This is a genomic window from Chroococcidiopsis sp. CCALA 051 (genome assembly GCF_003015105.1).
Taxonomy (GTDB): domain Bacteria; phylum Cyanobacteriota; class Cyanobacteriia; order Cyanobacteriales; family Chroococcidiopsidaceae; genus Chroococcidiopsis; species Chroococcidiopsis thermalis.
In genome coordinates this window covers 22,259-42,562 of sequence record NZ_PYCI01000050.1, presented here as the reverse complement: position 1 = coordinate 42,562, position 20,304 = coordinate 22,259, and the positions used below count along the sequence as shown (strand labels likewise).

20 protein-coding genes are annotated in these 20,304 nt (G+C 44.8%); 9 read left to right on the top strand and 11 right to left on the bottom strand.

The annotated features are described in order from the left end of the window. Positions 1 to 167: 167 nt before the first annotated feature. Both C7Y66_RS31840 and C7Y66_RS14210 read left to right on the top strand, forming a co-directional pair. A complete protein-coding gene (locus C7Y66_RS31840; protein WP_106546077.1) occupies positions 168 to 2,051 on the top strand; it encodes a DUF4082 domain-containing protein in 1,884 nt (627 codons plus the stop codon). A 471-nt stretch (positions 2,052 to 2,522) separates the two neighbouring features. After that, positions 2,523 to 3,581, top strand: a complete 1,059-nt coding sequence (locus C7Y66_RS14210; RefSeq protein WP_106546076.1) for a cupin-like domain-containing protein — start codon at positions 2,523 to 2,525, stop codon at positions 3,579 to 3,581. A gap of 28 nt (positions 3,582 to 3,609) precedes the next feature. Here the strand turns inward: C7Y66_RS14210 and C7Y66_RS31110 are convergent, their stop codons facing one another. Then, entirely contained in the window at positions 3,610 to 3,750 is a 141-nt protein-coding gene (locus C7Y66_RS31110; protein WP_158265926.1) for a DUF4351 domain-containing protein, read from the bottom strand. Positions 3,751 to 3,800: 50 nt separating this feature from the next. Between C7Y66_RS31110 and C7Y66_RS14205 the strand changes: the two genes are divergently transcribed. Continuing rightward, on the top strand, positions 3,801 to 4,049 hold the full coding sequence (locus C7Y66_RS14205; protein WP_015153231.1) for a hypothetical protein: 249 nt from the start codon (positions 3,801 to 3,803) through the stop codon (positions 4,047 to 4,049). Positions 4,050 to 4,060: 11 nt separating this feature from the next. Continuing rightward, positions 4,061 to 4,456 carry a type II toxin-antitoxin system VapC family toxin gene (locus C7Y66_RS14200; RefSeq protein ID WP_106546075.1) on the top strand — a complete coding sequence of 132 codons (396 nt, stop codon included), beginning with the start codon at positions 4,061 to 4,063 and terminating at the stop codon, positions 4,454 to 4,456. A gap of 16 nt (positions 4,457 to 4,472) precedes the next feature. Here the strand turns inward: C7Y66_RS14200 and hoxU are convergent, their stop codons facing one another. The 7 genes from hoxU to C7Y66_RS32475 all read right to left on the bottom strand — a co-directional run bounded on the left by hoxU (position 4,473) and on the right by C7Y66_RS32475 (position 11,806). Beyond that, entirely contained in the window at positions 4,473 to 5,189 is a 717-nt protein-coding gene (gene hoxU, locus C7Y66_RS14195) for a bidirectional hydrogenase complex protein HoxU (protein ID WP_106546074.1), read from the bottom strand. Positions 5,190 to 5,199: 10 nt separating this feature from the next. Continuing rightward, entirely contained in the window at positions 5,200 to 6,849 is a 1,650-nt protein-coding gene (gene nuoF / locus C7Y66_RS14190) for an NADH-quinone oxidoreductase subunit NuoF (RefSeq protein WP_106546073.1), read from the bottom strand. A gap of 99 nt (positions 6,850 to 6,948) precedes the next feature. Further along, complete coding sequence (gene hoxE / locus C7Y66_RS14185; RefSeq protein ID WP_106546072.1) at positions 6,949 to 7,476, bottom strand: bidirectional hydrogenase complex protein HoxE; 528 nt, start codon at positions 7,474 to 7,476, stop codon at positions 6,949 to 6,951. A 23-nt stretch (positions 7,477 to 7,499) separates the two neighbouring features. Beyond that, positions 7,500 to 7,700: a DUF2949 domain-containing protein gene (locus tag C7Y66_RS14180; RefSeq protein WP_015153236.1), complete on the bottom strand. Its 201-nt coding sequence runs from the start codon at positions 7,698 to 7,700 to the stop codon at positions 7,500 to 7,502. 60 nt (positions 7,701 to 7,760) lie between these two features. Further along, positions 7,761 to 10,277, bottom strand: a complete 2,517-nt coding sequence (gene ppsA, locus C7Y66_RS14175) for a phosphoenolpyruvate synthase (RefSeq protein ID WP_106546071.1) — start codon at positions 10,275 to 10,277, stop codon at positions 7,761 to 7,763. A 226-nt stretch (positions 10,278 to 10,503) separates the two neighbouring features. Next, a complete protein-coding gene (locus C7Y66_RS14170; RefSeq protein WP_106546070.1) occupies positions 10,504 to 11,382 on the bottom strand; it encodes a Tab2/Atab2 family RNA-binding protein in 879 nt (292 codons plus the stop codon). Continuing rightward, positions 11,372 to 11,806, bottom strand: a complete 435-nt coding sequence (locus C7Y66_RS32475) for a hypothetical protein (protein WP_233222680.1) — start codon at positions 11,804 to 11,806, stop codon at positions 11,372 to 11,374. Before C7Y66_RS32475 ends, C7Y66_RS14170 begins: the two co-directional genes overlap by 11 nt. Between C7Y66_RS32475 and C7Y66_RS14165 the strand changes: the two genes are divergently transcribed. After that, positions 11,763 to 13,076, top strand: coding sequence for a glycosyl hydrolase family 57 (locus C7Y66_RS14165; RefSeq protein ID WP_233222679.1), 1,314 nt, complete (start codon positions 11,763 to 11,765; stop codon positions 13,074 to 13,076). The two genes, C7Y66_RS32475 and C7Y66_RS14165, sit on opposite strands and share 44 nt — an antisense overlap. Here C7Y66_RS14165 and C7Y66_RS14160 read toward each other — a convergent pair. After that, complete coding sequence (locus C7Y66_RS14160) at positions 12,978 to 13,727, bottom strand: hypothetical protein (RefSeq protein WP_199197430.1); 750 nt, start codon at positions 13,725 to 13,727, stop codon at positions 12,978 to 12,980. The genes C7Y66_RS14165 and C7Y66_RS14160 overlap by 99 nt on opposite strands. A gap of 394 nt (positions 13,728 to 14,121) precedes the next feature. On the opposite strand from C7Y66_RS14160, the gene C7Y66_RS14155 reads away from it, so the two are divergent. Beyond that, positions 14,122 to 15,360 carry a glycoside hydrolase family 10 protein gene (locus C7Y66_RS14155; protein WP_106546068.1) on the top strand — a complete coding sequence of 413 codons (1,239 nt, stop codon included), beginning with the start codon at positions 14,122 to 14,124 and terminating at the stop codon, positions 15,358 to 15,360. 80 nt (positions 15,361 to 15,440) lie between these two features. Here the strand turns inward: C7Y66_RS14155 and C7Y66_RS14150 are convergent, their stop codons facing one another. Next, positions 15,441 to 15,908, bottom strand: coding sequence for a nucleoside 2-deoxyribosyltransferase (locus tag C7Y66_RS14150; protein ID WP_106546067.1), 468 nt, complete (start codon positions 15,906 to 15,908; stop codon positions 15,441 to 15,443). 117 nt (positions 15,909 to 16,025) lie between these two features. Then, a complete protein-coding gene (locus tag C7Y66_RS14145) occupies positions 16,026 to 16,745 on the bottom strand; it encodes a 2-phosphosulfolactate phosphatase (RefSeq protein ID WP_106546066.1) in 720 nt (239 codons plus the stop codon). Positions 16,746 to 16,913: 168 nt separating this feature from the next. Between C7Y66_RS14145 and C7Y66_RS14140 the strand changes: the two genes are divergently transcribed. The 3 genes from C7Y66_RS14140 (at position 16,914) to C7Y66_RS14130 (ending at position 20,271) form a co-directional block, all read left to right on the top strand. After that, a complete protein-coding gene (locus tag C7Y66_RS14140) occupies positions 16,914 to 17,933 on the top strand; it encodes an aldo/keto reductase (RefSeq protein WP_106546065.1) in 1,020 nt (339 codons plus the stop codon). 99 nt (positions 17,934 to 18,032) lie between these two features. After that, the gene (locus tag C7Y66_RS14135) at positions 18,033 to 18,422 is read left to right on the top strand and encodes a nuclear transport factor 2 family protein (protein WP_015153266.1); all 390 of its coding nucleotides are present in this window, start codon (positions 18,033 to 18,035) and stop codon (positions 18,420 to 18,422) included. A 559-nt stretch (positions 18,423 to 18,981) separates the two neighbouring features. Further along, positions 18,982 to 20,271, top strand: coding sequence for a hypothetical protein (locus C7Y66_RS14130; RefSeq protein ID WP_106546064.1), 1,290 nt, complete (start codon positions 18,982 to 18,984; stop codon positions 20,269 to 20,271). Positions 20,272 to 20,304 lie beyond the last annotated feature (33 nt).

Below are 20,304 nucleotides of genomic sequence, written 5' to 3'. Positions count from 1 at the left end.
GAAGTAAATGAATAATTATTTGCATTGCATTTGGTAAAAACTAAATTGTGGAGTTTCTAAAAAATTACTAGCATCAAAAGTTTTTTATTTTTCTAGTGGCTAAAAATAATAACCACTAATATTTTATCGTGTAAATTTCTTTATTTATAGAAGTAAATAGGCTAAACATGAAAAAATCTCTCACTCAATTATATAAATTAATTAAGCTTCAAAACTCATCTAATGGTTTTACTTTAGTAGAATTACTTGTAGCAGCATTAATTACTACATTTATTGTTACAGCGGCTGGCTTTGGCTTAGCCACCATTACAGAAAATAGTAAAAAAGCAAAAGTCGAGACTGAAAGGCGAGTTGAACTCAATCGTGCCCTAGAATTCGTTTCTGATGAGGTCAGAATAGCTAAAAAAGTTGAGTTGAATGCAGCAACTGCCTCAGTACCTAGTTTCTCAGCAGCATCCGATCTGGTTGCAACTAGCGTACAAAAAATTCTAGCTTTAGAAGTTCCTATTTCAGGTGGAACCACAAGACAAGTTGTTTACTATATTGGCTCTCTGGATAATAGCGCTACTCCTGCACCTGTCTGGTCTGGACCTAAAGTTATTTACAGGTGGGGACCTGAAATAGATAGTGATGGAAATTATACGACAGCAGCCAATAGTAATAAGTTACTCGTAGATTCCTTAGACTCAAGTGCTTCCACTCCGAGTTGTGCAACTGGCTGGACTCAGAATCCATCTGCAAGTGCTACAGGATTTTATGCCTGCGTGAACTCAGGAGGTAAGCTTGCTCAAATTCACCTTCGCGGTAAACTGATTGGTACTAACGGTAGTTCAAGAGATCCACTTGAAGTCAGTTCAAAAGTCTTTCCTAGACCTTTTCAAGTTGCAACTTCAACACCCACTCCAACACCGACACCCACTCCAACACCGACACCCACTCCAACACCGACACCCACTCCAACACCGACACCCACTCCAACACCGACTCCAACTCCAACTCCGACTCCAACTCCTGGCACCAGCTCGCCAACCGAGGTTGCTCAGTGTAGTGTAAGTGACGGCATTCTCACCTGTAGTCAACCCGCAGTTTTGACCTTTAAATCAATAGGTAGCAGCTATGCTTGTACGGGATCGACCAACTGGATTGTTAATACTAAAATTACTGTTGACACTCAAGATTACATTGTGAAACAGAATGAGACTTTAAACTTAACAATAAATCCAGGGCAACAAGTAAAAGTTACATCCGTTCCAGTAGAACCCGCAGGAAAAAATTGTAGTAACTCTGATACCCCAGTAGAGTCTACTAGTACTACAAAAGTTAAGTCTTTGCGTAACGGAGATAATGTTCCCAGCATTCAGGCTTTCAGCAGTCAAACGTCAATTGAACAGTATTTAAGGAACTATGTCTCTAATGGAAAAATTAATATTGGTGCTAAAGATATCATCTACCTGTTTGAAATTGGTCAGTCAAACCCCAGTAATTCCGGCTTTGACCTGCAAGACAACGTTTTCCTAGTCAGTGTTAGCGATCCGACACCAACACCATTACCAACATATACATATAGTATCTGGGCTAGTTCGACAACACCTGCGCAAATCGCCAATGACTCCCGTGCAATTGAGGTGGGAGTCAAGTTTAAGTCAGATGTTGATGGGTATATTACTGGCATCCGCTTCTACAAGGGGAGCGGCAATACAGGTACGCACATTGGCAACCTCTGGACCAGTAGCGGACAAAAGCTAGCAACTGCAACCTTTACAAACGAAACTGCCACAGGCTGGCAGCAGGTCAATTTTGCTCAGCCAGTGCCAATTACCGCCAACACCGTATACATCGCCTCTTATCACACTAGCAGAGGATATTACGCCGCTAACCAAAGATACTTTGAAACTGCTGGCGTGGATAGCCCGCCACTGCACTTTTTACGCAATGGCGAGAGTGGAGGTAACGGCGTTTATAAGTACGGCGCTACTAGTAGTTTCCCCACCGACACCTATCGGTCGAGTAACTACTGGATTGATGTTGTCTTCATTAATTCCTATCTTTGACCCTCAAAAGTCACAAGTTTCGTAGTTTTATGGGGACGGCAATGCCTTCCCCGTATACAACTGAAACCAATCAATCATTTGCGATGTAGATTTTCAGGTGAAGAACTAAGAATTTATAATAGCAAGATTGGAAATTTATACTTATCCAGTTAATACAATAGCTATAGCTGTGCTTGCCAACAGAATTATGAGAAGCAATGCATTTACAGTAGCTGTTTTTACATTTTTTATTTTAACCTCAGTTTGATAGGTATAATATCAATTTTACAGTTTTTTGATTATGAATTATTGGGTATTTGTTGGAATTTTTGTATATAGAAATGCCTGTATTTCAATCGCAAAAATATTAATTTATTTAATATACTATTTGGTAGAACGATCTCATGTCAAAAACAACTGTATATTTACTCACGAAACTTAAATGAGAGAGAAAGTATAGTCCAGGTAAATATATATATATGAGTATTAGCAATGTCTGAACTTCAACCTTGGCAGATTAAGCAAATGAATCAACTAACCTCAGCTAAAGTAACACTTGATGATGGTTGGAAACGTTGGATTGCAGTTAATAAGCTCCTCAACGTCGATGAGTGGGCAATGATTCAAGTTTTAATCGATAATGGTTTTGATGGTCAGATTGCCTTTAATGAAGTTAGGGATGTTGTCAATCATCCCTATTTCCAAGCTGGCAACAACTTTGTGCATCTACTAAAAAAGTTAGAATCCTTATTGTGCATTTATAGTCAACTAAACGAGCTATCTAAAAATTCTGACAAAATAGAAAGAAGAGATTTCATTTCGAGAAAAGATTTTTTAGAGAACTACTATGCAAAAAATACTCCTGTGATTCTGACGGGTATTATGCAAAATTGGCAAGCATTAAAATTATGGAGTCCTGCATATTTAAAGCAAAAATACGGTGAAGTAGAGGTGGAAGTACAAGCCAATCGTAATGCCAATCCTGATTATGAAATTGATTTGGAGCGGCATAGAATGAAATTCTTTTTGAAAGATTATATTGATAAAATCATTCAAAATGGAATGAGTAACGAATACTACATGGTTGCAAACAACCAGACTTTAGAGCGGGAAGAAATGAGAAGTCTGCTCAACGACATTGAAGTCTTTCCAGAGTACCTTAACTTAACTGACACTAAAGGTAAAATATTTTTCTGGTTTGGACCAGGCGGAACAGTCACGCCCTTGCATCACGATACCTCTAATATCTTTTTAGCACAAGTACTTGGACGAAAAAAAGTTAAGTTAATTTCACCAAATCAAACTCCACTGCTTTACAACTATGTTGGTGTTTTTAGTAAAGTTGATTGTGAAAATCCAGATTATAAAAGGTATCCATTATTTAAAAAAGTCAATATTATAGAAGTTGTATTAGAACCAGGAGAAGTACTTTTTATACCAGTCGGCTGGTGGCATCACGTTAGAGCGTTAGATGTTAGTATTTCTGTTTCGTTTACCAATTTTGTATTTCCAAACCATTATGAATGGGCAAGTCCTCATGTTTTTTTATAAAAATGCTGGATTGCCTAACTAATTCTTCTCACTGGGTACTGGATAGCTGCTGAAGGCGCGATCGCACCTTTGCTTCAACTGCACCCAATCGCCATGTGAGTCTTTTCAAAACGGCTGCTAACTCTCCTTCTTGCCTTCCTGGCAACCGGAATACTCCTAACTCTAACACTTAGGTATAGTGGGGGTATAACTCGTTGTTAATATCTGGAACAGCTCGCGATGAAAGTTAAAGGTACAAAGCGTGGTAAAAACATTGAATTATTAGAAGAGATAAACATTCCTGATGGCACGGAAGTTCACATGGAAGTTGAGATCGAGCAGCCTTTAAGCGAACAGGAAAGACTAACTAGACTCAACCAAATATTTGGAGCATGGAAAAATCAACCCGATCTCGATACGATATTTTCTGAGATTGACACACAGCGTCATGCCGAGCGGGGTAGAGCAATAGAAACCCTTGATGAGTAAGGAAAAAATTTGTGTATTTGTTAGATACAAATATTTGTGTAGCTTTACTCAAACAAAATATTTTTGCTATCAAACAATTTAATGCCAAAGCAAGTCTTTGCTATCTTCCCACAATTGTAGTAGCTGAGCTGTACAAAGGAGTCTACTGTTCTCAACGGGTACAGCAAAACTTAACTATACTAGAGCAATTTCTGAACTTGATGCCAATTATTGAGTTTGACCGGAGTGCAGCTGAAGAATTTGGCAAGATTCAAGCTGAGTTAAGAACAATTGGTAGACCAACAGGAGAAATAGATGCAATAATTGCTGCGATCGCCCGTTCTCGACAAGATATTCTTGTAACCGATAACACGCGCCACTTTATCAATATTTCAGGCTTGCAACAAGAGAACTGGCTTGAACCTTGACAAGAATCACCCCCCGCTAAATCTGCCATTGCTGTTTCTCCCGTGCTGTCACCAGAAATTCCAATTTGGCGCGATCGCGTTTCATTTCGCCTACACTCGAACCTTGGTAAAAAAGCGCCCCTGTGGGACAAGCATTCACACACTTACCGCAGGAAGTACAAGTTTGTGACGTTCCCCAAGGTTGACTCAAATCGGTAATGACGTGCGAGTTTGTGCCTCTACCTGCCATATCCCAAGTATGCGCCCCTTCGATTTCATCGCAGACTCGAATACAACGAGTGCAGAGAACGCAACGGTTATGGTCAATGCCATAGCGATCGTGAGACACATCAACTTTGCGATCGGGAAAATGATATTCTAACCGAACGTGTTCCATACCCATTTCAATCGCCAAGTCTTGCAATTCACAATTACCATTCGCCACGCAAACCGAGCAAATATGATTGCCTTCTGCAAACAACATTTCGACAATCGTGCGACGATAATTCTGCAACCTTGGGGTATGAGTTTTCACTTCCATCCCCTCCGCAACTTTCGCTACACAAGCGGGTTGCAGTTTATGACTGCCAGCAATTTCTACCAAGCAAAGCCGACAAGCACCAACCTCTGAAACTCCTTCTAAATAGCAAAGTGTCGGAATATGAATTCCCGCATCCCTTGCTGCCTCCAATATGGTTTGCTCCTCAAGGGCGCTGATGAGTTGGTTGTTAATTGTTAAAGTTTTGACTGCCATTGCTATTGTTCTACCTTGCCTTTAAATCGCAGTATCTACTGGCGCTGCCATCAACCAAAGTCAAATACTCATCTCGGAAATAACGCAAGGTGCTAAGTACTGGATTAGGTGCAGATTGACCCAGACCGCACAAGCTGGTATTTTTCACCATGTCACACAGTTCTTCCAACAGTTCCAAATCGGTTAATGATGCCTCACCTTGCCGAATCTTGGTTAATAAACGATGTAACTGTACAGTCCCGACACGACAGGGAATACATTTACCGCAAGACTCATCCATGCAAAATTCCATAAAAAAGCGGGCGACATCTACCATGTTGGTCGATTCATCCATGACAATCATGCCACCGGAACCCATCATCGAACCAAGTTGAGCCAGCGATTCGTAGTCTACAGGCGTATCAAAAGCTGAAGCTGGGATGCACCCGCCTGAAGGTCCACCAGTTTGCACGGCTTTAGCCACCCCGCCATCGGGTACGCCGCCGCCCATTTGCTCGACGATTTGTTGTAAAGTCGTTCCCATCGGGACTTCAATCAAACCCGTATTGCGAATTTTGCCTGCTAAAGCGAAGACCTTTGTACCTTTACTTTTTGCTGTACCAATACTGGCAAACCAGTCAGCACCTTTACGAATAATCGGCGCGATATTAGCAAAAGTTTCGACGTTGTTAATTAGAGTCGGATTTTTCCACAAACCAGATTCAGCAGGATAAGGAGGGCGAGGACTGGGTAAACCCCGCTTGCCTTCGATCGATGCCATTAATGCGGTTTCTTCGCCACAGACATAAGCACCCGCACCAATGCGAATATCAATTTTGAAATCAAAAGGTGAATCAAAGATTTGACTGCCTAATAAACTCAGACGTTGAGCTTGACGAATGGCAATTTGGAGGCGGCTAATGGCAGTAGGATATTCAGCTCGAACGTAGATGTAGCCTTGGTTTGCCCCGATCGCATACGCCGCGATCACCATTCCTTCCAGCACCCGATGCGGGTCGCTTTCCAAGACGCTGCGATCCATAAATGCGCCAGGATCGCCCTCATCAGCGTTGCAGATAACATACTTGCGTTCTCCCTTTGCCTTAGCTACCGTTGCCCATTTCAAACCCGTGGGATAACCAGCACCACCACGTCCCCGCAAACCACTTTGGGCGATCGCCTCTACCACCTCGTTCGGCTGCATCTCGTGCAAAACGTGGTAGAGTCCCCGATATCCTGCTGCCGCAATATAAGATTCAATTCGTTCTGGATCGACCTTACCGCTATTTTCTAAAACGATTGGCATTTGTTGAGTAAAAAACGGCTGGGTCAAATCGCCACGTTGTAGAGACGTTTCATGGAGAGACGTTTCATGAAACATCTCTCCATCTGTATCTATCGTGGCAACGATCGCGGGTGCATCTTTAGGAGTGACTTTTTCGTAAAGCGTGCTTTCTGCGACCTGTACTAACGGTCCTTGACTGCACAAACGCATACAACCAACACCACAAACCTGCACTTTCTCCCCTAAACCCGTCTCTGCCACTGTTTGTTCAAGCCTTTGTTTCACAGCTAGGGAATCAGCAGATAGGCACCCCGCAGCTACGCAACAACGAATCTGTATCGGTTTTTGAGCGGCGCGTTCGTGTTGGGCAATCTCCTGTAATTGGGTTAAATCCATTTTTTAGCTGCCTCCTCGCCACGACCGATTTCGACTCCACTCTGAAGTTAGAAAAGAAGTATGAGAAACTTGTGAGGATGCGCTCGGCTGGCGCGAAATCTACCTGCCTTCCAGCCATTCTTCCAGGCGATCGCAAGTTGACTCTGCCGTTTGATGCCCGCACACAGTCCCGTCAAATACAACCGCAGGAGCGATACCACACGCACCCAGACAACGGGCTGTCAGTAAAGAAAGTTGTTTATCTGCCGTCGTCTCACCAGCACGAATCTTAACGTTCTGCTCGACTGCTGCCAAGATTTGTGCTGCACCCTTAACATAACAAGCAGTTCCAGTACAAACCGTACAAGTGTGAACTCCTTGGGGTGCAAGAGAAAACAAGTGATAGAAAGTTGCCACACCATAAACGCGACTGGGAGGCAATTTCAAGCTGTGACTAACGTACAGCAGAACGTCATCTTCCAGATAACCGAAAAGCTCCTGTGCTTTGTGTAAGATCTCGATCAGTGCGTCTTGTCGAGCCTGATGTCGCTTAATCGTGACATCTAGAAGCTTAAAACGCTTATCACCACTCGGATGAGTCGTGACGGTAGCTCGATCTTGCACTTTTGCTGGGGGATGAGAATGCATATTTTTGTTGCTCGCAGCTCAATTTAGCTTGCCATCCAGTCAAAAATCTGCTCTAACTGCTCCAGAGAAATTAGACCGTACTGCCACAGCAGCATGGGTAAGGGACCGGGATTCTGCTCGTTCAGCCGCAATACCATCGCGATCGCCTTGGGTGAAATTGCCAATTTTTCTTGTAAGAAGTCGAGCAGTTGCTCTTGGTGGCTCGCGTTCATCTCTTGTTTCATCGCTCGTCGCAGTTCAGTCAAATTTTTTGTCAAGACGCGATTTGCATCTTGACAAAAACGTCAATGTGTAACTACACCCTCAACAGCAGCAACTTCCAATAAAGTTTTCAAAACTGAATCTGGATTGAGACTGATCGAGTCAATTCCTTGTTCGACCAAGAAACGGGCAAATTCTGGGTAATCGCTGGGTGCTTGACCGCAGATCCCGATCTTGCGCTGGTTTTCTTTAGCTTTAGCGATCGCCATTTGTACCATCTCTTTCACGCCTTCATTGCGTTCGTCGAATAGGTGCGCGACTAAACCAGAATCGCGATCGAGTCCCAAAGTCAGTTGCGTCAAGTCATTGGAACCAATTGAGAATCCATCAAACACTTCGCTGAATTGTTTCGCCAAGATAACGTTGTTAGGAATCTCGCACATGACGTAGACTTGTAACCCATTGTCGCCCCGTTTTAAACCATATTTTTCCATTTCTGCCATCACCTTGCGTCCTTCAGCAGGCGTGCGACAGAAGGGAACCATTGGAATGACGTTGGTTAAACCCATCTCATCCCGTACCCGTTTCAAGGCTTGACACTCTAGGGCGAAACCTTCACGATATTTCTCGTCGTAGTACCGCGAAGCACCGCGCCAGCCAATCATCGGGTTTTCTTCATCTGGCTCAAATTGCTTCCCACCTAAGAGGTTGGCGTACTCGTTGCTCTTGAAGTCAGACAGACGCACGACTACAGATTTGGGATAAAAAGCAGCCGCGATCGTCGCTATCCCCTGAGCTAGCCGATCGACGAAGTATGATGGTTTATCTTCATATAGCTGTGTCAGAAGGGCAATTTGATTTTTAGCATCCTCGTCTTCTAATTTGTCGAAATGTATCAAAGCCAAGGGATGCACCTTAATATGATTGGCGATGATAAATTCCAATCGCGCCAAACCCACGCCATCATTTGGTATGGCTGCTAGACTAAATGCTTCCGAGGGATTGCCCACATTCATCAAGATCTGGGTGCGCGTCCGCGGTAAGTTTTCTAACGCCACCTCTTTCACCTCATAAGGCAAAATCCCCTCGTACACCCGTCCTTCTTCCCCTTCCGCGCAGGAAATCGTCACTTCCTGACCTGTTTTCAACTGGGCGATCGCATTACCAGTTCCCACAATCGCGGGAATTCCCATTTCTCGCGCAATAATTGCCGCGTGACACGTCCTTCCACCTTGATTAGTCACGATCGCGCTGGCTTTTTTCATAATCGGTTCCCAGTCGGGATCGGTTTTATATGTCACCAAAACTTCCCCTGGTTGAAAAGTGTCGAGTTTGTGGACATCCAAAATCACCCGCGCTTTACCAGTACCGATCGCCTCTCCGACTGCACGACCTCTTGCCAGTACGGGCGCATTGCTCGCTCCTACGAGTTGATAGCTCTTGATAGTATTGGTAGATTTTTGCGATTGTACGGTTTCGGGACGGGCTTGGACGATGAATAATTCTCCCGTTAAGCCATCCTTTGCCCACTCAATATCCATCGGGGTATAAACGCCGCGTACTGCCGAATAATGGTCTTCAATGATACAAGTCCATTGAGCTAAAATCAGAACTTCATCATCCGTGAGAGCATATTTGACTCGTTCTGATTCCGGTACGGTGACGTTTTTTGTCAGCTTGCTACCACCGACATCGTAGACCATTTTAATTTCTTTACTGCCCAAGCGTTTTTCTAAAATGGGGCGAAAACCTTGTTGCAGTGTTGGCTTAAAGACAAAATATTCGTCGGGGTTAACTGCACCTTGGACGACGTTTTCCCCTAAACCATAGGCAGCGGTAATCAGGGCAGCATTTTTAAACCCCGTTTCCGTATCGATGGAAAACATCACTCCAGAAGCCGCTAAGTCAGAACGTACCATCTTTTGTACGCCCACCGACAAGGCAATATTAAAATGGTCGAAGCCTTTAATCGTGCGATAGGAAATGGCGCGATCGGTAAACAGAGAAGCAAAACATTTATGACAAGCTTCTAGTACTGCTTGTACGCCGTGGACGTTGAGGTATGTTTCCTGCTGTCCGGCAAAACTTGCATCCGGTAAATCTTCGGCTGTAGCGCTAGATCGAACTGCTACATCAGTCTCGCCACTGGAACGCTGGCACGATTCGCGATATTCTGGGGCGAGGCGATCGCACAAACTCGCTGACGTGTCGCCATATTTTTGACACAATTGCAAATAAGCATCCGCGATCGCGCTGGCTAATTCTGACGGAAACGGCGTATTGAGAATTAAAGCACGAGCTTGCTTACCTCGTTGCCGCAGATTATTTACATCTTCCACATCTAGATCGGCAAATAGCGATCGCAACTGCTCTTGTAAGCCTGCTTGCTCGATAAAGTAGCGATAAGCATGAGCTGTTGTGGCGAAACCCGTAGGTACGTTTATGCCTTTGGGTGTCAGTTGTTGAATCATTTCACCTAAAGAGGCGTTTTTACCACCTACTAAAGGGATATCTGCAATGCCAACTTCCTCAAACCATAGCACAAAGGCTTGTTCTTTAGAACTCTGTAACTGTTGCCGCTTCGCTGTTGATTGCAACATAGACTCAATTCCTCTCATATTTAGGTTGAGTCAATAGAAACTCGATAAGCCTTGGAAAAGCCATTGACTCTATCTACTTGCTCTACAGTTATGGGTTATATAGAAACAGTTTGAGGAAGTTGTGAGGAAAATTTCAGTAACATTTGTAGGGGCGCACGGCTGTGCGCCCCTACAGATGGTGTGTTTACCCAATTGAAAACCCCTATAAGTACGCTAGAAGTATTTTCTACTCATCTCGTAACAGCCAGAAACCAGTATAGGTCATGCCTGAATCATCGGGTTGGACTAACAAAAAATGCAAACCTTGACTCTGTTGCTGGCGCTGTGCGTAAGTTTGAGCAGATGCGATCGCCTCATTATCGGAAAAAGTCGCTACAACCCATCGATCTGCTAACCCTGCTTCTAAAACTAATCCCCCTAATTCGCCTGGAACGTAGTTGAGGGAAATCGGCTGCGCTGCTTGCAACCAACGGGCTAACTGCATAGACTTTCTACCACCGTAAATAATTACCCCTGGCACGGCAATTGTCGATGCCAAGCCTAAATTGAGGGGTAGTAAAAATTCTGGCATGTCTAAGATCGGCAGCGGACGGTCTTTAAATGCAGCTGCTAAATCCCCTGCTGGTAGACTCGCAAAACGCCAGCGATCGCCCCACAAATTTTCCGGTAGGGGGACGGGGGGTGGTTTATCTATAGCGAGGGGGTTGTAGGCTCCATGAGGAGAATACTGAGGTATGCGCGATCGCAGCCACTGTTTCAATGCCCCAGTGCGCCGCGTCGGTTCTACAGTAATACCTAGTTTCTGCCCTGCGGTGGTAATTAAACTGAGAGACTGCGGGCGAAAGACTTGTATTACATCTGGTGGCTGAGATGCAGCTAATTGCAACTGTTCTACCAACCACGATGCATTAGCTGCTGCTTGCGGGCATAAGGCTTCGTAGCGAAAATCCCCCGTGCGATGGTCGCTTCGCGTTTGCGTAGCATGGTCGAAGAGCATACCGCCTTCGGCATCGCAGATTAACAACTCCCACAAAACCTCTCCATTGTCATCTCGCCACGGGCGACGATAAAAATCAGCTTGCCAAATTGATTTGTCATTGGTCATTTGTCATTCGTCTTTGGTAATTTTGTCGTGGTTGAAGAAAGAAGGGTGTAGGGTGTAGAGTGTGGGGAGAATTCGGAATTCGGAATTCGGAATTCGGAATTAATGCGTGAATTTTGATTTGCTTCCTCAGCTTCGCGACTCTCTCTTCTCCCCTCTGCTTCTTGCTCGTGCGCTCCCTGATAACTGACAAGGAAAATCCTATGACGGCAACAGCTATATCAAACTTATCTGTTTTAGCAGCATCAAGGTCGGGGTTGCCAAATATTTGCGGCTGGGAGGCGGAAATTAAGTCGGTAACGAACCACAATGAACCTATATTTCTACCTACCACTAATTTACGTTTAGAAAATCTTACTGCTGGGTTTGCTTGCGCCCTACACATGCACCAACCGACAATTCCCGCAGGTGGTAATGGCGAACTCATCAGCAATCTGCAATATATGTTTGAACATCCCCACGATGGGGATAACCACAACGCTGGTGTCTTTGCCTGGTGCTACGGACGCATGGGGGAGTTTATTCCGCAGTTAATTGGTGAAGGTTGCAATCCTCGAATTATGTTGGACTATTCGGGTAATTTGTTGTGGGGATTGCAGCAAATGGGGCGAGAAGATATTCTGAACAATCTCAAACAGATAACTTGCAATCGCCAATACCAACCTCATGTAGAATGGCTGGGGACGATGTGGAGTCATGCTGTTGTCCCTTCTACGCCAATTCCCGATCTCAAGCTGCACATTCAAGCTTGGCAGCATTATTTTGCGGCGGTTTTTGGCTATGATGCTTTGCGGCGCGTCAAGGGTTTTTCTCCTCCCGAGATGCACTTACCCAACCACCCAGATACCCTGTTTGAATACATCAAAGCTTTGAAAGAATGCGGTTATCGCTGGTTGTTGGTACAAGAACATTCAGTAGAATGTTTGGATGGTACGGGGTTGCACCACGACCAAAAATATATCCCTAACTGTTTAGTAGCGCGTAATTCTGTGGGTGAAACGATTAGTATTACAGCACTGATTAAAACTCAAGGCTCGGATACGAAATTAGTTGCCCAAATGCAGCCTTATTTTGAAGCTAAAGGGCGAGGGAAGCAACAAATCGGTAACGTAACTGTACCCTCTCTCGTAACCCAAATTGCTGATGGAGAAAATGGCGGCGTGATGATGAATGAATATCCCCGCGATCTATTTCGGGTGTATCATGAAATTCGCGATGCTGGCAATAATGACGCGGGCATCGTAGCACTAAATGGCACGGAATATTTGGAATTGATTGAGGCTGCTGGCGCTAATCCCGATGATTATCCAGCTTGTCAAGCGGCAAATCAACACAAAATTTGGCAGCAAGTCGATCCAGATAATGCGAATCCAGAAGCAGTAGAAAATGCGATCGCGCAATTAAAAGCAACTGACCATCAATTTCACATGGATGGTGCATCTTGGACGAACGATCTCAGCTGGGTAAAAGGCTATGAAAATGTTTTAGCACCGATGAATCAACTCAGTGCAGCATTTCATGCTAAATATGACTCATTAGTACAGCAAGATCCGACGGTAACTCAGCGTCCTGACTACCTTGAAGCCTTGTTGTATAACTTATTGTTGGAAACTAGTTGTTTCCGCTATTGGGGACAGGGAATGTGGACTGACTTTGCCCGCGAACTGTATCGACGGGGAGAAATCGCAGTTCGTTAGTCTACCAGTTAAACAAGCTCGTTCAAGAGTCACACCAGTTGAACTGCTAACTTTAGCAGATGCTCCTGGTTGTTGCTTTCGGCTAGGGAAAATTTCCAGAGTACGATGGGGTATGGTCACGGCAATACCCAAAGCTGCGATCGCTAAAACAGAAACCCCTGTTAGCAACCGCACTTGATGGCGTAACTGGCGATTTTCGCGATCGAGAGTTGCTACCCGATTTAAATCGCGCTCTAGATAACGGGGTTCGTTCTGAGACACGGGACGCGGTTCATTCTCTACTAAAGGTTCGGGTCGATCTTCAGCGATCGCTACTGCAACTCGCTGAGGCTGAAAAGTAATCTTAATCAGTAACCAATTCACAATCAATTGCGGGCAGTTTCGTCTAAACCAATACCACGCTATGTTTCTAAAAACTGGTTTGGATATCCGCGCTACCGATTTTGTCATCCGATTCAGCGGACGAAATTGGATCTTTTGATTGATCAGATTAACTGCACCCGCATCGTAGAGACAATCGATGATTAATTTAATAGTTGCTTCTTGATCGTTAGATAAATTTTGCAGCAGTAGCAAAACATCGTGCATCCGTTCTGCTTCCATCTGCTTTTCCAGCATCCGCTCCGCGTCTTTTTTTGTAACCCCTGTCATAGGTGCGAGAATAAATATAGCTGTAGTAACATATCCACTATGATAATCTGGACACTACTGTCCTCAGAGCGATCGCGGACACATCTTGAGGAAGAAATACGTTGACTCGGATGCTTTACCTTGGCAGAACTTCAAGTTGAATTTACAGCTAATATCAAATCAAAACTAAAATATGTTTGCTGAAATACTAAGGGCATAACTTAGTTAAATTGCGGTTGTCGCGCTTGTTTTATCACAATTTGCTAGCAAAAAACGCCTCTTGTTAGATGAATTTTTACGCAATCTTAATAGTTCTCAGTATGACAACGGATGGTGAGTTGGATGCTGATAAATGATGGTGGAGACAAGAACTACTACCAAAAGTGAAATTTGGCATAGCTGGCGATTCTAGCTTATGAAATTATATTTGAAATCATCCGTAATCCTTAGAGAGCGGTGGCGATCGCTGAAGTATTTCGCCTTACTTTTAGGTACATTGTTAGCCCTAACAATACCGAATAGTATTTCACCTCCGGCGATCGCCCAGCAGCCTTTTGAGGAAATTCGCGGCGTATGGATGACGAATAACGATACGAGTACCCTCATCGACCGCGACAAAATGCAAGCTGCTGTCAGCCAACTAGCGCGGCTGCACTTCAACACCATCTATCCCGTCGTCTGGAATTCTGGATACGCTCAGTATGATAGCAACGTAGCACGACAAACAGGAATTCAAACCTTCGTGCGCAAAGGTTTGCAAGGACAAGATCCTTTAGCCGATCTCGCTGCCACAGCCCATCGCCAAGGCTTACTCGTCGTCCCCTGGTTTGAGTTTGGTTTCATGACTCCTCCCACTTCAGAATTGGCATTGCAACACCCGAATTGGCTAACCCAAAAACGGGATGGTAGCAAAACTTCGATTGATGTTGCGGGTGAGGTCGTATGGCTCAACCCTTTCCACCCAGAAGTCCAGCAATTCATCACCGCACTTGTACGGGAAGTCGTGACTAAGTACGATGTCGATGGGATTCAGTTTGACGACCACATGAGTTTACCGCGCGAGTTTGGCTATGACAAATATACGGTTGCTCTATACAAGAAGGAAACCAAGCACAGTCCAGCCCATCCTGGCGATGCAGTGTGGATGCGTTGGCGGGCTGACAAAATTACGGCATTTATGACTCAACTCAATCAAACAGTTAAGCAAAGCAAGCCCAAAGCAATTTTTGCCGTCGCCCCCAACTACTACGACTTTGCTTATAAATTCCACCTGCAAGACTGGCTAACATGGGTGCGCAACGGTATTGTTGACGAACTGATCGTGCAAGTCTACCGTCCCGAACTGCAAAGTTTTCTCCAACAACTTGCCCGCCCCGAAATTCAAGAGGTACAACAAAAGATTCCCACTGGTATCGGTATTCTTACGGGTTTGAGAAACGATCCAGTGCCAATGCAACGAATTCAAGCACAAGTGAGGGCTACACGCGATCGCGGTTTGGGAGTAGCTTTCTTCTTTTACCAAAGTCTATGGGACTACGCCCCAGAACCAAGCCAACAGCGACAGTTTTACTTTCAGGCATTGTTCCGTTCTCCCGCTTCCCGTTTTGCATCTGCACGGGCTGCTGTCGTTGAAGAACCGATATTTCAACCGTGAAACTAAAATAAAATGTATCGCGATCCGTAGGGGCGCACAGCTGTGCGCCCCTACGAATTTTTATGTGCTACAGAGATCGTCTACATTCCTGTTAACCATTTGTACAATGCTTTATCCTGAGACTGGATTTCGTCTACAGAAGTATAGTAATAATTTTCCCAGCCAATTTCCGGTAAGCCTGCAAAGAGCATGAGATTCAAGGGATACTGTTCGTTATCGCTACAGCGCCGGAAGTCGTCTCGGAATAAGAAAATTGCTTTATTCAGGGCGATCGCCATTCCCAACTCTACCATGACTCCTTCATCTGGTGGCGTGCCGTTGACAACCGCAAAAATGCCATCGCAGTTTTTCACATCCTGCAAATCTGCCTGCGCCACGCGATACGCCCAATCAGCTTGAGAAAAATCGATTTGATTGTTACGGGCAAACGGTTCCCAAACTTCTATGCCCAACGCCTCCAAAGCCCGAACGATGGGAGGTAAAAGCAGCGTCTTTTGCTGCTGCGAAAATCCATAGGGACTAGCTAGATAGATAATTTTGCGCTTCATAGCGATTTTCAATTGGGTAAAACAGACAATCTGTAGGGGCGCACAGCTGTGCGCCCCTACAAATGTTACGCACGCAATTGAGAATTGCTATCACGTCTGCCTCTACTCGCGATCTAATCAAATATGCCGAATATAAGCGCGATCGCGGCATATGGGAATACAGTCACTCACATTGAAAGCTGTCGCCAATTCGAGATCGCGACTGAATCCTCTAGAAATTAACTCTTTTCCCGAACTACATTGATTCAAGGCTGACGCAAGATCGGCGCGAAACATTTGAAATGTTGCCATAGCTGCTTTTGCTTCTGGGGAGGGGTTGCCGTGCAAATAGCTGAGAATCGCACCAGCACCAATTGCGTCTTCTAAGCTAGGGCGTAGACTTCCATCTTCCCACCTTTCCCCAGCTGGAATCACGGTAATTTTCGTACCGCAGCTTTGAGCAAACTCGGCGATCGCCTGACAGTTACGCAGACAACCAGATACAGTTAGTGTATTTCCTGTTTGCAAGCTCAGAGTCGCACCATTAGGCGAAGGTAAGACCAATCTCGTACCCACAGGAATTCGCTCCAGGGATGAGGGAGAAAGAGAATATCCCGCGCTAGCGGTACGCCGACGACTTGCCAATATAGCATTGACAGACCGAGCATAGGCGATCGCTGTATCATCTTGCCAGCGATAAGGAAATATTATCGCTCCTCGATTCGTAGCAATTTCTACGCAAGTGGAGAAAGATAAAACATCCACAATCACAACTACATCGCTAATTGGAGCCAGTTGCATCACGCCATTCATCCCCCACTCACAACGCAGATCGAACTCCGATTGGTTGAAAATCATCTGACAGTTATCAGTAGAGAGTGACTAGTGGCTAGTGGCTAGTGAATAGACAAGATTCTAGCCACTAGTCACCAGCCACTCACCAATTACCAATTACCAATTACCAATTACCAATTACCAATTACCAAACTCCTGCTACCTTGTGAAATAGGACAGTCGTGTAGCAAGATGAAATTACCAGAATCTAGTCGGTGGCAATTTACTCCAGACTTAAATATCTGCCGCATCCTCAATGGGATGTGGCAAGTATCGGGGGCGCATGGAGCGATCCAGCCAAAACAAGCGATCGCCACTATGTTTGATTATATGGATGCTGGTTTCACCACTTGGGACTTAGCAGACCACTATGGACCGGCTGAAGACTTCATCGGTGAGTTTCGCCGTCAAGCGATCGCCACGCGGGGTAAAGAGGCGCTTTCTAACCTACAAGCATTTACCAAATGGGTTCCCAGACCAGCAAAGATGACGCGGCGAGTCGTCGAGCAAAATATCGATCGCTCCCTAGCTCGAATGGGAGTAGAGACGCTAGACTTGCTACAATTCCACTGGTGGGAATACAGAGATAAAAACTACATAGATGCATTAACTTATCTAGCAGAACTTCAGCAAGAAGGAAAAATTAAGCACCTAGCACTGACAAATTTCGACACGGAACGGTTGAAAATCATCTTAGAAGCAGGCATTAAGATTGTTTCTAACCAGGTGCAGTTTTCGCTGGTCGATCGCCGCCCTTTAATGAAGATGATTTCCTTTTGTCAAGAGCATAATATTCAACTTTTAGCTTACGGTACGCTTTGCGGCGGATTGCTGTCAGAGAAATACTTAGAACAACCTGAACCGCGCGGTACGGCGCTAAATACGGCTTCCCTACGAAAATATAAAAACATGGTAGATGCATGGGGTGGCTGGAATCTGTTCCAAGAGCTTTTAGCTGTTTTAAAAGAAATAGCGGCTAAGCACGATGTCAGCATTGCGAATGTTGCAGTTCGTTACATTCTCGATCGCCCGACAGTCGCAGGGGCGATCGTTGGCACGCGGTTAGGAATATCGGAACATGTCGCAGATAATGCTAAGGTGTTTGCACTTACTTTAGATGCAGACGATACGGGTCAAATCGAAGCTGTATTGGCACGATCGCGAGATCTGTTACGGTTAATCGGCGATTGCGGCGACGAGTACCGACGTTAATTAGGGAGTGGGGAGTTGTAGGGGCGGGTTCACCGATAGACTCCCTGACTAACAGAAATTTTAGATAAGCCCGCCCGTACAGGAGTAGAGGAGTAAAGAATGACAGACGTAGAAGCTGAGGTTTTGGCAGTCAATGAAAATTTTTACCGTGCTTTTGAGAAGAAAAATCTAGAAGCTATGAGTCAAGTTTGGTCGCAGGGAACTGCCAGCCTTTGCATTCATCCTGGGCGGAACGCCTTGCGCGGTTGGAAGCAAATTCGCGACTCTTGGGAAGTCATTTTCAAAAATACCAAATATTTAGAAATTGAAATCGAAATTATTAATACAGAAGTTCGCGATACGACTGCTTATATCGTGTTATTTGAGCGCGTGCTACAAGCTAGTAGTAACAAAACCATCAAGGCTGAATCAATCGCTACAAATATCTTCGAGAAGATGGCTGGCAAGTGGTATTTAATACACCATCATGGTAGTCCTTTGGTGAGATAGAGTTGAAGATATTTATCCCAGCATTTAGCAAACGAACCAAACACGTTTTTCAGTGTGAGATGCAATAATTCATACCAAGTTTAATAGATAACTATCAGCAAAATTCCCGATTTGCGAGCATGAGCTCAAATATTGCGATCGCGGCGATCGCTTAATAAATATTTCAATGGTGCAATTTCTAGCGGTAAATAATAGTTTTCTGATATAGTAAATTTTTTATAAAGATTTAGGTTAACTGGAATTCAAGTCTGGACGCAGAGTTATTGTTGGATTAAATTGTCTATATACCTCAAATGGAAAGTAGTTTGAGAAACGAAATACCTGGGGAAGATTAGATCGAGTGAAAAAAATCGATCGTCAAATAGGTGTTTCGTTTCTTTTAGTTATCGATCCAAATTAATAGTGACCGATCGCTAGCCATTTGCAATAAGTGGCGCGCGGTGAGAACTCGGAATTCGGAATTCATCGCGACTTGCGACTTGCGACTTGCTAATTGCTCCTCATCCCGAAATAGAACTCTATACTGAGAGAAGGTAGGAATGGCAATCGAGGGTAGTGTATGATTCCAAATCCCGCGATCGTGCAAGCTGTGGAACAATTGGGATATCGCGTCACGGTGGGAGACGTAGCAGCTCAGATCGGGTTAGATGTCGGTCAAGCTCAACAGGGATTACTTGCTCTCGCTAGTGATGTCGGCGGACACATGCAGGTAGCTAACTCTGGTGAGATCGCCTATCAGTTTCCGCAGAATTTGCGGGGAGTTTTACGCAACAAATACTGGCGGTTGCGCTTGCAAGAATGGTGGCAAAAAATTTGGAAAGTCCTGTTTTACCTGATTCGGATTTCGTTTGGCATTGTTTTGCTCGTTTCAATCGTGCTAGTCTTCCTCACGATCGCAATTATTATTACAGCGACAAATCGGGATGGTGACGATCGCGGCGATCGCGGCGGTGGTGGGTTCTACATGCCTTACTTTTGGATTGGTCCAGATTGGTTTTGGGTATTCTATCCAGATTACGACACCCGCTATCGACAACGGAGACGGGAAACCAGCAATTTGAATTTTTTAGAGGCGATATTCTCGTTTCTATTTGGTGATGGTAATCCCAATCTCGATCTAGAAGATAAACGCTTCTCGCTGATTGCCGCTACAATTCGTAACAATCGAGGTGTAGTAACGGCAGAACAAATTGCTCCCTATCTTGACGACTTAGGCGAGGGATATGCCCAGGAGTACGAAGATTATATGCTGCCCGTGCTGACCAGATTCAACGGTCAACCACTTGTTAGTCCAGAAGGGCATCTCGTTTACCATTTTCCAGAGTTGCAAGTTAGTGCGACTCAGCAACAATCTAGACGTGTACCAGCATTTTTGCAAGAGTTCCCCTATCGTTTCAGTGCAGCTAGCTCTGGGCAAATTATGCTCGGTATTGGCTTGGGCGCGTTGAATTTTGTTGGGTTGCTAGTATTGGGGAATTTACTCGCAGATGGGTTAGCAGCAGCTCAGCTCGGTGGACTGGTTGCCTTCGTGCAGGGAGTTTATGGGTTGCTGCTTGCATACGGCGTAGGTTTTTTGCTTCTACCTCTGGTAAGATATTTTTGGGTGCAGAGGCGCAATCGCAAAATTAGCGATCGCAATCAGAGACGGCAAGCAAGAGCAAATCTGCTAGATAGCACAAATTTGGTCATACAGGAAAAAATTGCCTATGCAAATCAGTTTGCTGCTCAATCTACGATTGCTGAAGAGGATGTAGTCTACTCGACTGATAGCGATTTATTAGAACAAGAAAGCCAAAATCCGGCGCAAATCGATGCTGAATGGCAACGTCGTTTATCTGGCTCTCCCTAGCTCCGATTTCATGCAATCTATAGCTATCAATTT

What these genes read in the sequence shown, in the direction of transcription:
- C7Y66_RS14145 (WP_106546066.1), bottom strand. Translation starts at nt 16,745, where the DNA reads ATGATTTTCAACCAATCGGAGTTCGATCTGCGTTGTGAGTGGGGGATG.
- C7Y66_RS14210 (WP_106546076.1), top strand. Translation starts at nt 2,523, where the DNA reads ATGTCTGAACTTCAACCTTGGCAGATTAAGCAAATGAATCAACTAACC.
- C7Y66_RS32475 (WP_233222680.1), bottom strand. Translation starts at nt 11,806, where the DNA reads ATGAGTTCGCCATTACCACCTGCGGGAATTGTCGGTTGGTGCATGTGT.
- C7Y66_RS14165 (WP_233222679.1), top strand. Translation starts at nt 11,763, where the DNA reads ATGCACCAACCGACAATTCCCGCAGGTGGTAATGGCGAACTCATCAGC.
- C7Y66_RS14135 (WP_015153266.1), top strand. Translation starts at nt 18,033, where the DNA reads ATGACAGACGTAGAAGCTGAGGTTTTGGCAGTCAATGAAAATTTTTAC.
- nuoF (WP_106546073.1), bottom strand. Translation starts at nt 6,849, where the DNA reads ATGGATTTAACCCAATTACAGGAGATTGCCCAACACGAACGCGCCGCT.
- C7Y66_RS14140 (WP_106546065.1), top strand. Translation starts at nt 16,914, where the DNA reads ATGAAATTACCAGAATCTAGTCGGTGGCAATTTACTCCAGACTTAAAT.
- C7Y66_RS14180 (WP_015153236.1), bottom strand. Translation starts at nt 7,700, where the DNA reads ATGAAACAAGAGATGAACGCGAGCCACCAAGAGCAACTGCTCGACTTC.
- C7Y66_RS14170 (WP_106546070.1), bottom strand. Translation starts at nt 11,382, where the DNA reads ATGACCAATGACAAATCAATTTGGCAAGCTGATTTTTATCGTCGCCCG.
- C7Y66_RS31840 (WP_106546077.1), top strand. Translation starts at nt 168, where the DNA reads ATGAAAAAATCTCTCACTCAATTATATAAATTAATTAAGCTTCAAAAC.
- C7Y66_RS14155 (WP_106546068.1), top strand. Translation starts at nt 14,122, where the DNA reads ATGAAATTATATTTGAAATCATCCGTAATCCTTAGAGAGCGGTGGCGA.
- C7Y66_RS14205 (WP_015153231.1), top strand. Translation starts at nt 3,801, where the DNA reads ATGAAAGTTAAAGGTACAAAGCGTGGTAAAAACATTGAATTATTAGAA.
- hoxU (WP_106546074.1), bottom strand. Translation starts at nt 5,189, where the DNA reads ATGGCAGTCAAAACTTTAACAATTAACAACCAACTCATCAGCGCCCTT.
- C7Y66_RS14150 (WP_106546067.1), bottom strand. Translation starts at nt 15,908, where the DNA reads ATGAAGCGCAAAATTATCTATCTAGCTAGTCCCTATGGATTTTCGCAG.
- C7Y66_RS14160 (WP_199197430.1), bottom strand. Translation starts at nt 13,727, where the DNA reads ATGACAGGGGTTACAAAAAAAGACGCGGAGCGGATGCTGGAAAAGCAG.
- C7Y66_RS14130 (WP_106546064.1), top strand. Translation starts at nt 18,982, where the DNA reads ATGATTCCAAATCCCGCGATCGTGCAAGCTGTGGAACAATTGGGATAT.
- hoxE (WP_106546072.1), bottom strand. Translation starts at nt 7,476, where the DNA reads ATGCATTCTCATCCCCCAGCAAAAGTGCAAGATCGAGCTACCGTCACG.
- ppsA (WP_106546071.1), bottom strand. Translation starts at nt 10,277, where the DNA reads ATGTTGCAATCAACAGCGAAGCGGCAACAGTTACAGAGTTCTAAAGAA.